The organism is Sulfurospirillum barnesii SES-3, from assembly GCF_000265295.1.
In the GTDB taxonomy this organism is placed as follows: Bacteria; Campylobacterota; Campylobacteria; order Campylobacterales; family Sulfurospirillaceae; genus Sulfurospirillum; species Sulfurospirillum barnesii.
The window spans coordinates 730434-742669 of sequence record NC_018002.1 but is presented as its reverse complement, the minus strand read 5'-3'; the positions used below and the strand labels follow the sequence as shown (position 1 = coordinate 742669).

The 12236-nt window shown below is 39.6% G+C and carries 14 protein-coding genes and 1 tRNA gene; 6 read left to right on the top strand and 9 right to left on the bottom strand.

Annotation, left to right across the window (positions count from 1 at the left end; genetic code table 11):
* Positions 1–5: 5 nt before the first annotated feature.
* Genes SULBA_RS03790 through SULBA_RS03765 form a run of 6 tightly spaced genes read left to right on the top strand, consistent with a single transcriptional unit; the run spans position 6 to position 4469 of the window.
* A complete protein-coding gene (locus SULBA_RS03790; protein ID WP_014768948.1) occupies positions 6–1055 on the top strand; it encodes a nitrous oxide reductase accessory protein NosL in 1050 nt (349 codons plus the stop codon).
* Complete coding sequence (locus SULBA_RS03785) at positions 1052–1240, top strand: hypothetical protein (RefSeq protein WP_014768947.1); 189 nt, start codon at positions 1052–1054, stop codon at positions 1238–1240. The genes SULBA_RS03790 and SULBA_RS03785 overlap by 4 nt, the downstream gene beginning before the upstream one ends.
* Positions 1230–2339: an ABC transporter permease gene (locus SULBA_RS03780; protein WP_014768946.1), complete on the top strand. Its 1110-nt coding sequence runs from the start codon at positions 1230–1232 to the stop codon at positions 2337–2339. Before SULBA_RS03785 ends, SULBA_RS03780 begins: the two co-directional genes overlap by 11 nt.
* Positions 2336–3013 (top strand): ABC transporter ATP-binding protein, encoded by a 678-nt coding sequence (locus SULBA_RS03775; protein ID WP_014768945.1) that lies wholly within the window; start codon positions 2336–2338, stop codon positions 3011–3013. Before SULBA_RS03780 ends, SULBA_RS03775 begins: the two co-directional genes overlap by 4 nt.
* Entirely contained in the window at positions 3010–3963 is a 954-nt protein-coding gene (locus SULBA_RS03770; RefSeq protein ID WP_014768944.1) for a hypothetical protein, read from the top strand. The genes SULBA_RS03775 and SULBA_RS03770 overlap by 4 nt, the downstream gene beginning before the upstream one ends.
* Entirely contained in the window at positions 3960–4469 is a 510-nt protein-coding gene (locus tag SULBA_RS03765; RefSeq protein WP_014768943.1) for a hypothetical protein, read from the top strand. The genes SULBA_RS03770 and SULBA_RS03765 overlap by 4 nt, the downstream gene beginning before the upstream one ends.
* 37 nt (positions 4470–4506) lie before the next feature.
* On the opposite strand, the gene SULBA_RS03760 is transcribed toward SULBA_RS03765, so the two are convergent.
* From SULBA_RS03760 to SULBA_RS03720, 9 genes are all read right to left on the bottom strand, one after another.
* Positions 4507–5373, bottom strand: a complete 867-nt coding sequence (locus SULBA_RS03760) for a universal stress protein (protein ID WP_014768942.1) — start codon at positions 5371–5373, stop codon at positions 4507–4509.
* 1 nt (position 5374) lies between these two features.
* Positions 5375–6865, bottom strand: coding sequence for a SulP family inorganic anion transporter (locus SULBA_RS03755; protein WP_014768941.1), 1491 nt, complete (start codon positions 6863–6865; stop codon positions 5375–5377).
* A 36-nt stretch (positions 6866–6901) separates the two neighbouring features.
* Positions 6902–6976, bottom strand: a tRNA-Gly gene (locus SULBA_RS03750).
* A 29-nt stretch (positions 6977–7005) separates the two neighbouring features.
* On the bottom strand, positions 7006–7644 hold the full coding sequence (locus SULBA_RS03745; RefSeq protein ID WP_014768940.1) for a Crp/Fnr family transcriptional regulator: 639 nt from the start codon (positions 7642–7644) through the stop codon (positions 7006–7008).
* Positions 7645–8001: 357 nt separating this feature from the next.
* A complete protein-coding gene (locus tag SULBA_RS03740; protein WP_014768939.1) occupies positions 8002–8697 on the bottom strand; it encodes a class I SAM-dependent methyltransferase in 696 nt (231 codons plus the stop codon).
* A complete protein-coding gene (locus SULBA_RS03735) occupies positions 8687–10009 on the bottom strand; it encodes a dicarboxylate/amino acid:cation symporter (protein WP_014768938.1) in 1323 nt (440 codons plus the stop codon). Before SULBA_RS03735 ends, SULBA_RS03740 begins: the two co-directional genes overlap by 11 nt.
* Positions 10006–10803 carry a substrate-binding periplasmic protein gene (locus SULBA_RS03730; RefSeq protein ID WP_014768937.1) on the bottom strand — a complete coding sequence of 266 codons (798 nt, stop codon included), beginning with the start codon at positions 10801–10803 and terminating at the stop codon, positions 10006–10008. Before SULBA_RS03730 ends, SULBA_RS03735 begins: the two co-directional genes overlap by 4 nt.
* 78 nt (positions 10804–10881) lie before the next feature.
* The gene (locus SULBA_RS03725; protein WP_172634067.1) at positions 10882–11349 is read right to left on the bottom strand and encodes a 4'-phosphopantetheinyl transferase family protein; all 468 of its coding nucleotides are present in this window, start codon (positions 11347–11349) and stop codon (positions 10882–10884) included.
* Positions 11350–11687: 338 nt separating this feature from the next.
* On the bottom strand, positions 11688–12209 hold the full coding sequence (locus tag SULBA_RS03720; protein ID WP_014768935.1) for a YcjF family protein: 522 nt from the start codon (positions 12207–12209) through the stop codon (positions 11688–11690).
* Positions 12210–12236 lie beyond the last annotated feature (27 nt).

The following is a 12236-nucleotide window of genomic DNA, read 5'->3' as shown; positions in this document are numbered from 1 at the left end:
AAACGATGTTCAAAAAAATTATTATGCTCTTTGCTCTGTGCATCAATCTAAGTTTTGCCGCAGAGATGTTCCAAACTGTTCCTGAGGATAAAGCCGTACTCATTCAAAGCGGCGATGCCAAACGCTACTGCCCCAACTGTGGTATGGATTTGGTCAAGTTTCAAAAAACAAGCCATGCACACAAAGACCACCAATACTGCTCCATTCACTGCTTGGTGGAAGATACCAAAGGGGTGTTTCCCAAAGATGCCAAAGTGATTGATACGCAAAATCTAGGCTTTATTGAGGCAAATAGCGCCTTTTATGTCGTAGGAAGTTCCAAACCAGGCACCATGACCATGAACAGCCAATACGCCTTTGCACATGAAGCCGATGCGAAAGCTTTTCAAGCAGAAAATGGCGGACAAATCATGCGCTTTGAAGAAGCCTATGCCATCGCTAAAGAAGATTTTGCAAAAGATCTTGCCATGCTGAAAAACAAACGAGAACAAACCGTTTATGGCATGGGTGAAAAACTCTATACCAACGGCTGTGAAAAGGTTGATGCGTCTGCTTTTTCAACCGTTGCCAATCTTAAAGTAGGACTCAAAAAAGTCTGCCGACTCGAATCAGAAGCCCAATACCAAATGGTTGCGCTGTATCTTTGGGATCATAAAGAAGTAACAACTAAGGTTGAGGATGAAAAAATCATCGTTCCAAAAGATGCCAAATGCCCCGTATGTGGCATGTTTGTTGCCAAATATCCCCAATGGGTAGCGCTGATTGAGACCCCTGAGAAAAATATCTATTTTGATGGGGTTAAAGATATGATGAAATACATTTTTTCACAAAAAAAGAACTTCGAAAATATCTATGTCAGTGATTATTACACGTTGAAGAAAATCAGTGCAGCCAAAGCCTTTTATGTCATTGGCTCAAACGTCTATGGACCAATGGGAACAGAGCTGATTCCTTTTGTAAGCGAAAGTGATGCCACTGCATTTATGAAAGATCATAGTGGAAAACGTATCTTGCGCTTTCAAGACATTAGTGAAAAAACACTCAAAAGCCTATGAAAACCTTACGTCTAGTAGCCCTTATCTTTGGGCTACTCTACAGCGCATTGTTCGTGCATTATGTGAGTTTTGATACACACACCAAAACCAAAGAGCTTGAAGCCCTTGCTTCACGTATGCGTCATGTTGAACTTTCACTCAGCTTCAAAGAGCCCGCTTACAAAGGATTTGTCTATGTTCCATAAAAACCTCATCCAATACGCCGTTATCTTACTTTTTAAAGACAAGGCAGATCATCTCTTTAGCTTTATTATTTTCACGTTTATTGTTACCTTACTTAGTGGTGTTCTTTTTATCAGTGATGCTATACAGAGTGATTTAAAAGAGGCCTCACTGTTTCAACCTGATATTGTCGTAGAAAACACCCTAGCAGGCAGAGCCTATAAACTAATGGAAGAAGACAAAGAAGCCATCGAATCGCTCACAGGTGTCACCGCAGTAGATGGTGTGGTTGATGGGTATTACTATTTTGCACAAGGGCGTGTTTGGTTTCATATTATCGGAGATTCTAGCCTCTCTTTAGGACAGATGCGTGTGGGCTCAGGTGTACAAAAAGCCATTCACGCATGGCATTACGATGATGTGTTTAATTTCTTTACCCTCAAAGGTAAAATCACCCTCAAAATTGAACAGATTGAATCCAAAGCAAGCGATATTCTCTGTAACGATGTTATGTACATGCACCCTGCAAATGCCAGAGCCGTTTTAGATTTAAATCTTCATGAATATTCCAAACTCTATGTAACGGTTCCAAACCCCAATGAAGTCGGTGAATTGGCACTCAAAATTGTTGAAACCCTGCCCAGTGTTAAAGCCACATCAAAAGAGGAGATGATGGCACATTACCAACACCTTTTTTATTATAAAGGAGGATTGTTTATGATTTTGTATCTTGTGTGTCTGGTCTCTTTTCTTATTTTGCTCAAAAACCAAATTAGCCTCGTGTATGGTGAAAAGAAAAAAGAGATAGCTATTTTGCGTAGTATTGGTTATGGTATTAAAGATATTATTGCGATTAAATTCATCCAAAACAGTGTGGTATCCCTAGGTGCTTTTTTATCGGGTGTGTTCATTGCTTATGCCTATGTCTTTGTCTTTCAAGCACCCCTACTTCGCTCTATTTTCTTAGGAACAGAGCTTGAACATAACGTAGAATTTACCCCTGTTATTGATATGCACATGCTCTTTTTACTCTTTCTCTTTAGTGTCATTCCCTTTTTGGCGTGTGTTATTCTTCCCTCATGGAAAATTGCCATTGCCGATATGAGTGAGGCGGTACGATGAAACAGATGATTCTCAAAAATGTCAACAAAATCTATAATGCCTCCAAAGAAAATGCCTTTTATGCGCTTAAACAAATAGATATGGAAATTGAAAAAGGTGAAATTGTGATTTTAAAAGGGGTGAGCGGAAGCGGAAAAAGTACCCTTTTATCCCTTATGGGAGGGCTTAGCAAGCCAAGTTCTGGCGATATTGTTGTGGAGGAGGAGAATATTGCCAAATTGCCTGATATTTTAAGTTCACACTATCGCCATGAAAAGGTTGGGTTTATTTTTCAATCCTTTAATCTCTTAAACGGTTTAACGGTTGAGCAAAATGTGATCGCCCCTTTGATGCTTAAGAAGCTTAGCCCTACACAGATGAATGAAAAAGTAAACTATGCCCTTGAAATCGCCAATATATCCCATAAAAAAAGCCAATGCGTTGCCAATTTAAGCGGTGGAGAAAAACAACGCTGTGCCATTGCCCGTGCCATGGTGATGAATCCTCCTATTATTTTAGCCGATGAACCAACCGCTAATTTAGACACACAAAACAGTCGTATGTTTATAGAGATTTTAGACACCTTTAAAGCAATGGGGAAAACCGTTGTGATTGCGACACACGATATTTTATTTGAAGAGGCACACTCCATTGATAGATACATTCACATGAAAGATGGAGAAATAATTGCATGAGTATCTTTTTATCCAATGAAATTCTTGTTTTCTTGCTCGTAGAGGTTGTGGTACTTCTTTTAATGATTCTTGCACAAAGCAATATTGTCCTTATTTTACGTCACTGGGACTTTGAGAGCAGTAGCGCTTTGCAATACCACCTAGAGAAGAAAAATTATCTGATTAACACCATCTTATACTTTAGTGTTGTGGTCAAAATCATCCTTTTTCTGTTTTTCATTTTATCCCTAAACTCTCTTGCAGGCGTTGTTCCAGGTGCGATGTGTTCCGCAGGAGTGGTAGGAGCAAATGCCTATGGCAATCGTTTATTGTTTTTAAAACTGATGCTTATTTTTGGGCTAGGGCTTTGGGTTCTTGTCAATACGCTTGATTTAAAAGCACCCAATTTTCCCTACTTAAAGTCCAAATATTGGCTTTTTAGCTTTTTATTTGCCATGCTTTGCGGTGAATTTATTTTAGAGATTGTCTACTTTAGCACTATTCCCCTAGATGTTCCTGTTTTTTGTTGCTCCGTGGTGTTTCAATCCCCCAAACTTCCCTTTGGATACACGCAAGAGTTTTTGGTGGTTTTATACTATGTGCTTCTTGGGGTCATTCTTACACTCAATGGGTTAAAACAAAAAACAGCAACACTCTTGTGCAATTTTTTATTTCTCTTTGTTGGATATTATGCGATTACCTACTTTTTTGGGCTCTATATTTACGAAATGCCAAATCACAAATGCCCTTATTGCATGCTCCAAAAAGAGTATTACTATGTGGGTTATTTTATTTGGGGATTTCTTTTTTTAGGCATTTTCTTTGGCATGATGCCCGCATTGATTGAACGGATTACCCACTGCAACGCAGACAAACTGTTAAAGTACTCTAGTTTCTTTTTGTTGCTCTCTGCTCTTCTTTGTAGCTTCTATTTTGTGCGTTATTACGCTCTTACAGGAGTACTCTTATGATAAAAACGTTCCTTGCTACTTTATTTTTAGGCGGAATTGGTTTATGTATGATTCTCTTTAGTGATGTTGAAGAATCACGCATCTTTGTCGTGCCGAACAATACCAAAAAAGAGCCCCTTGAAATTGTCCTCGAAAGATATTACTGCTCTCAAGACAAAGTGCCCATTTTAGAGCTGTTCAATACCGCACAAGCTATTAAGCCCAATGGGGACACTTACTTTTTTAATGACATTGGAAGCTTTTTTTTATGGGTTGAAAAACAAAACGATAAAAAAGCGTTAACACTGTGGGTTTATGCTACCGATACAGAGCGTTATGTGAGCGCACAAAGCGCATGGTATTCTCGTGTAGAAATAACACCCATGGGATACGGTTTTAGCCCTTATGAATTTCACATCTATGATACTTCTGATTACTATTTTGATGAGGTCTACACCTTTGCCATACGTGGAGAGACCCTATGGAATCCAATGGTACGCCATCTTTTGGTAGAGAATAAGCTCTAAACCTTTGACGTACCCTTGTGCGACTAAAAGCTATCGTTTAACGCAATAATAACAAAGGTTTGGTGGTTTTAAAAATCATCTTGGAAGTAAAACTTCCAAACAAAGCATCACGAATACGACTGTGACTAAAAGCACCCATGGCGATTAAGTCTATTTCATTTTTATCTTGATAGGAGAGTAAACTCTCTACCGCCTCGCCGCCTTGCAAAGAGATGGATTGAACCGTATGGATGTGAGGTTTGCTAAACAAAGCACACGCTTCACGAAGCAGTGCTAAAGAGGCTTCTCTGTTTTTACCCACATGAATCAGATGACGCTCCACTTCACCCAATAAAGGCTCTTGCGTGACTATCTCTAAGGCTTTTTTTGATGAGGGTGAGCCATCATAGGCGATTAAAATCTTTTTAGGTTCATGGAACGCTTCGTTCACCAATAAAATAGGCACATTTAACGTGCGAATCAACTCTTCCACTTGCGAACCAATGGAGTGCACATTGCCTTCATGGTCCCTGCCACGAAGCCCTAAAATCAACAGGCGAATCTCCTCTTTGTGTGGCTCTATCGTTTCGTAGAGTTCCCCGTGTTTTTGCACGATTTTAACCTCATGTGCTTCTTGTGTTAAAGCACGCTCTTTAAGATTTAAGAGCATTGTTTTACCCTTAATGATAGCTTTTTTACTCTCACCTTGCTCTTCATCAATTAAGCTCTCCAGCAAATCATCTCTGGCACCCAGTCCTATGTTGCCTGAAAGGTCGGTTTGAGCGCTTACATGTAAATGTTCCACCACGTTTAAGAGTTCCAGCGGAAGATGCAATGTTTTGGAAAAAAATGCCCCAAAATCACACACAGCTTCACTTAAAGCCGAACCATCCACACATGCCATAATTTTTTTAGCTCCTGACATCTTAGTGCCCTCCCATCATTTTTTCTATCTCTTCAGGTTTGTCGTGTATGCCAAAACGGTCAATAATCGTCTGGTTTGCCTCGTTTAAGCCTATCACTTCCACCTCTGCACCCTCACGTCGAAACTTGATGACCACTTTATCCAGAGCACTCACCCCTGTAATATCCCAAAAATGCGCCCTACTTAAATCAATCACGACCTTATCGACCACCTCTTTAAAATCAAAGGAATTAATAAAGCGTTCGGCGGAGTTAAAGAAAACTTGCCCCACCACTTTATAGGAGACCGCACTACTGCGCTCATCGCTCAAACGATCGACATACATAAAGTGGCTGATTTTGTTGGCAAAGAAGAGCGAGGCTAGAAGCACGCCTGTTAAAACGCCATAGGCTAAATTGTGCGTCCACACCACCACGACAACGGTGGAAAGCATGACGATGTTGGTGGAGAGTGGAAGCGTTTTTAAGCGTTTAATCGAACCCCAATCAAACGTTCCTATCGAGACCATAATCATAATCGCCACTAAGGCTGCCATAGGGATGAGGCTGAGCCACTGGCTTAAAAAGACCACCATGATGAGCAACATCACGCCCGCAAAGAGGGTGGAGAGTCTGCCTCGTCCGCCTGATTTGATGTTGATGACCGACTGCCCTATCATCGCACAGCCTGCCATCCCTCCAAAAAATCCAGCCACGATGTTCGCCACACCCTGCCCTTTACACTCACGGTTTTTATCGCTTTTGGTATCGGTGAGCTCATCAACAATGGTAGCCGTCATCAAAGATTCCAAAAGCCCGACCACAGCAAGGGCGGCAGCGTATGGGAAGATAATCTGTAAGGTTTCAAAACTAAGTGGAATATTGGGGATTAAAAACAGCGGAAGCGTATCAGGAAGGGTTCCCATATCGCCGATGGTGCGCACATCCCACCCTAGCATCAAACTTGCAAGGGTAATGACAACAATGGTAACTAAAGGTGAAGGAATAAGCTTACCCACCAAAGGCAAGAGTGGAAATCCGTAGATAATGCCAAGCCCTGCGACCACAAAGGCATAGGTGTGCCATGAAACATTACTCAGTTCAGGCAATTGCGCCATAAAAATCAAAATCGCCAACGCATTCACAAAACCTACCACGACCGAGCGAGAGACAAAACTCATGAGAGAACCCAATTTCAAATACCCAGCGCTTATTTGCAAAACGCCTGTTAAAACCGTAGCGGCAAGCAGATACTCTAGCCCGTGTTGCTTTACCAGTGTGACCATCAAAAGCGCCATAGCACCCGTGGCAGCTGAAATCATGCCAGAGCGACCGCCCACAAAGGCAATCACCACGGCAATACAAAACGAGGCATACAGCCCCACTTTAGGATCAACCCCTGCGATAATCGAAAAGGCAATCGCCTCGGGAATCAGTGCTAAGGCTACGACGACTCCTGAGAGCATATCGCCTTTGATATTGCCAAACCACTCTTTTTTTAATGTTAGTAACAAATGCATATCCTTATTTTTTATAATTTTTTAAATAAATGGAGCGGGTGACGGGGCTCGAACCCGCGACTTTCAGCTTGGGAAGCTAACACTCTACCACTGAGCTACACCCGCAAATGAAGTAATAAAAATGAAGGTGGCAATTATAGCATAATTTCTAAAGCACCCTTATTCACGATATGCAAGGCATGTTTCTCATCCATTTCAATCAAACCCGATGCTTTAAATTTGGAGAGTGTACGGGAGAGTGTCTCGGGTGTAAGGTTGAGCAAGGATGCAATCTGCGTGTTTTTAAGCGTATCAAACAGTTCAGAATTTTCTAAAATAAACTTTGCCACTTTTGCATCTGCCGTTAAAATCACCTCTTTTTGAATCACATCAATGAGGATTTTATGCTTTGCAATAAGGCTTTTAATAATCTCAAAAGAGATGTCAGGATTTTTAAAAAAATCTTTTTCTAAGGCTTTATAATCAATACGTAACACTTCACTCTGGCTCATAAACTCTGCTGTAGCAGGATAGGGAATGTTCTCAAAATTGGCAAGTTCTGCGACCAATCCTCCAGGGTAAAACTCATGAAGGAAAATCTGCTGTCCTTTATGATTGGTCTTATAGACTTTAAGCGTACCTTGAAGCAACACATAAAGATACACAGGTGCATCGCCCTCGTAAAAGAGAATCTCTTTGGCGTTGTACTTTTTGATGACTGAAATCTTCTTAAGCTTTTCAAACTGCGCATCGTTTAATTTTGAAAAAATCGCAATATTTTTAAGACGCTCCATACCAAAATCCTTCAAAAAGAGTTCTGCATGGTAGCGTATTGTTTTTAAGAAAGGCTTTACATGTAAAGCCTAATACACCCATCCCTTTCTCACTAAGTTGTCTGCTCTCTTATGTGCCATTTTCGTTTTGCATGGTGGCATTTATTTCTGTGTATCATTAAGTGTTGACACATCACACCTTTGTAGGTACGTGTTGCGCATGGGGTATTCTTTCTTATAATTTTTTATAAAAAATCATAATAAAAAAAAATGAAGAAAAAATGAAGAATGGGTAAAATTAAAAAATTGCCATTAAATGATGCATCATTGGTTGGGTCACACTCGATACATAGTCCGCTCTACCAAGGTTTTAATTTTTTAAAAATGTATTAACTGAGCTATAAGTGCTTCTTTTTTATCGTTAAAAGGGCTCTTTTTTTGAAAGAGAACACCCGCAACTTTGTAATAGTCCTTGTGAAAAAAAGCGCAATGCTCAGTCGCCAATCTCTCTCTGTACTCCTTTATTTTAGGCTCACTTGAGTAGACACCATAAGACATATTTATCATCAAAAAATCAGCGACACGGTACCCTAAAGAATGGGCATAGTTTATAAGCTCAATCGGATTTGAATACGATGCTATAAGCATCATCACATTTGGTATGTCTACATGTAAAATCTCTTTGCTTATCGTACACCCCTTTTCACCACCCCACAAATGAGGGAGTAACATATCGCTTGAGAGATAAGGAATATAAGGGGGATTTGCAATAACAACCTCGGCTTTAGGAAGTTTGGCATCAAAAAAAGATTGATTTTTGACTCTATATTTTTCACAAAAATGTATTTTTGTTATATTTTCTAGGAGCATCTCGTAAGCCTTTGCGCTGTATTCAAACCCATACACAAAACCATCAAAATGGCAACGGGTCATAGCCTCAATAACGGGCATCCCATCACCTGATCCAAACTCCACGATGGTCTTGAAATTGTAAGCGTTTTTGAACACCAACTCTTCTAAACACTTTTGATAAAAAAGGCTCTCTTCCGTACATTCAAAAACCTCATTCTCCATACGGTTGAAACTCCTTATTCTTTGCTATAAGCGTGGTGGCAAGCATATTGCTCATCACATTTAAAACCGTAAGCAAGGGGTCAATAATAGGATTCATTAAAAGCATTATCGCAATAGCTGTTTCTACAGGTAATCCCAAAGGAGTAAGGACAATGGCAATAGAGATAACCGTAATTGCTGCTGGTGTCCCAGCTGTTGCTATGCCTGCTAAAATCGAGCTGAAAATAACAAATGCAATTTGTGCAAAGCTCAGTTCCAATGCATATACTTGTGCTAAGTATATGCCCATAATCGAAAAAACCGTCATAGTTCCAAATCGCCCAAGGATAATACCAATAGGCACAATCAACGCTACCTTTTCTTCATCATAACGCATCTCTTTTGTCAGTGAATGAAGAATGGATGGTATCGTAGCTAAACCATTTGCCGTAACCAGTGCCACAAGTAAGGGTTCCCTTAAAGCTTTTAAGGTTTGAAGCGTTGTTAAATGCGAAGTCCGAAAATTAATAACCATAAAGCCCATAATAATCCCTACAAGGCAAATACCCAGAATCATCACCAAAAGCCCTGCTACTGCAAATAAAAAATCACTTCCTGTCGAACTAATACTTTTTGCCAATAATGAGCAAAGAGCAAAAGGCAAAAGGTACATCAAGCCCATAACAACTTTTGAAAATGCTTCAAATATAGAATCAAAAAAATCCACAGCAGTTTTGGCTTTTTGAACACCAATAACTCCCAGTGACAACCCTAGGATGATGGAAAATATAAGCACTTGAATACTATTTCCCTCGACCAGTGCTTCGAAAATATTCTTTGGGACGAGTTGAATAAAAAAATTCACCATATCCTGTGAAGTATCAGCAACACCTGTGCCATAAAGAGAAATCTCTTCATAGGTACTGTTTTGAAGTATCACGCTTGTGTTTGAGCTGTGTATCATAAGCTCACCAAGACCATCTTCAGTGGTATTTTTTATTTCGCCAGGGGTGAAAAGAAGTGTCACCAAAACACCACTTGTAGTTATCATCAAAAAACCAAAGCCAAATACCACAAGCATTTTTGATAAATACTTTGAAAAATCATCGGTGGACAAGAGTTTAAAAACACAAACTGTAATTGCAGATATTAAAATAGGAAAAACACACAGTTGCAAAATAGTAAGGTAAATTTCACCAACAGGAGCAATCAACAAAGAAATATCTTTACTTGCAATGCCTATCCAAATACCAAATAGCGTGCCAATGACAATAGCATAAGGAGTCCTCAAAAAAAGGAATATTTTTTTTCCTAAAGAAACACCGTTTTTCATGGAAGCTCTTTTCTGTATTTTTCTAACAAACTGTCTGGTGTCACTTTCTCTTTTCCTGCAAGATACAAATTGAGCCATTGGAGAAGGTGCATGTTTTGTTGATTGACCGCCATGGCAATGGGGTCTGCCTTATCTTTAACAATAATAGCTTTGCCTTTTAATGCTAAATTTGGCTGTTGTTGAATAAGTTTTTTTATCTCAACCTCATCATAATAAGCACAATCAGCTTCACCACGGATAACAGCATCAATCACCTCTTCCCATTCTACAAAAGTGACTATTTGTGCATGTGAAAAGGTATTTTTAACGTAAGTTTCATAAGCCGTGTCTCGTCTGGTTGCTATAATAATTTCAGAGCTGGCTAGCTTTTCTTTCCACTGGTTTTTATGTTGATTTTTTAATTTTGCCATGGACATACGGTTGAAAAAAATGCCGTGATTTAGAACCACATAAGGTGTGCTAAACATCACGTTTGTTGCACGCTGTAAAGTAGCACTCAATTCGGATATTGCCACATCAACCGTCCCCTCCACAACCATATTAACTAAGCCACTAAAGGTGGTTGCTTCTCTATTGAAAATGACCTTTACCCCAAGCTCTTTTCCTATCTCTAGCGCCATATCAATATCATAACCCGTCAGTTGCCCTTCTTTGTTTTTCATAAAAAAGGGATAAATATCTTGATAATACACTCCAACTTCTATGTAACCACTTTTGATAATCTCATGTAATCCTCTGGGCGCTTTGGCAAACATCGTTGTAACAAGAAACAGAAAAATTAAAAAAAACCTCATTCATAATACCCTTTTAACATGTAAATAAAAAACTACTCTAACACACTAAGCTAAAATAAGCGTCTTACTCTTTTGCATTTAATCTAAAGCCCGTAATTCGCACGGTTTAAGCTCTTGTATATCAATCTTAAAAGGTCTTGCACAACAAACACTCATTACCACACTCTCCACAATCAAGGTTTTATAGTACCATGTGTTATGATCAAAAAGAGCAAAATCTGGCATAACAACCACATCCGTAAAAGGTTCACGCAGTCCAGTTCCAGCTGCTTTAAAAACAGCTTCTTTCGTACACCACAGCCTTAAAAACTCCTCAGATGAACCCTTAATCTTATCCTTCTCTTCCCTTGATAAATAGTGGCTAAAATCATTAACATCAATGTGCCTTAATAACTCTGCATCAACACCTGTGGGCTGATTTTTACATGTACTTACCGCTACAGCTTTTGTTGTATGACTCAAGCTAAAAAAAGGCATTTTATCTATAAAAGGCTTTCCTGCATCCGTTTTTCTAATCTTAGCAATAATGTCTCTTTTTTTGCCCAATGCACATGCAAGTAAGAGCCTAACAGCTGCATGATTTATTTTTGATTCGTCCTTCCTAAAGTGGGTGCATCTTTTCCTGTTGCATTCAGGCATAAGAGACACCCACGGGTTAGCTTCGCCATACGCATCAAAAAGGCAATACCGTAGTAAGACAGTTTCAAGGTGCATGACTTAATCGGTTCTGCTTTTCTTCTCTCCTGATGCAAGGAGCAAGATAATCCCAAGAAGAGGTGTCAGCAAAAGTGATGCAAAAAAATAGCCCCAAAATCCCAACTTCTTGTTCAGACCAAATACCCCTATTGCAAGGCAAAGAAAAATATAAAGAAATAAGCTCATCGTTATTTCTTTGCAGAGGCTTCTTTTGCGACTGTTTTGCCTATATTAAACTCTTCTTTAAAATACTCTCTTACCGCACCAGGATCAAAACTTAAAAATGTTCCACCTGATTCAAAATGTTGGACAAACACTCTACCTACGGCATACGTTGAAGCACCAGCAACCATAGACATTCCAAGAGCGCCCACCGTTTGACCTACAAGTGGTATGCCCTTAAGAATACTAGCAATGGGCATTCCCAATCCAGCAGGAACAGCTCCACCGACAAGAGATCCTATCAGATTTTTTGCCATCTCTTTTTTGAATGTCACACCATAATATTGCGCCAATGTTGAGAGCATATCCACTTGAACACTTGTCACACCAATAAAATCTATGAGAGGAATAGGTACAAGCCCTACACCCATAGCACCGTACACATGACGCTTGACAATCTCGTCAGTTTTTTGTTTTCTCTCATCGAAACTTACCGTTTCAAAAACGGATCCTTCTACCACTTTTTCTTCTTTTACTTCTGTTGCCATCTTCGTCTCCTTTAAGAGTGTAATTGC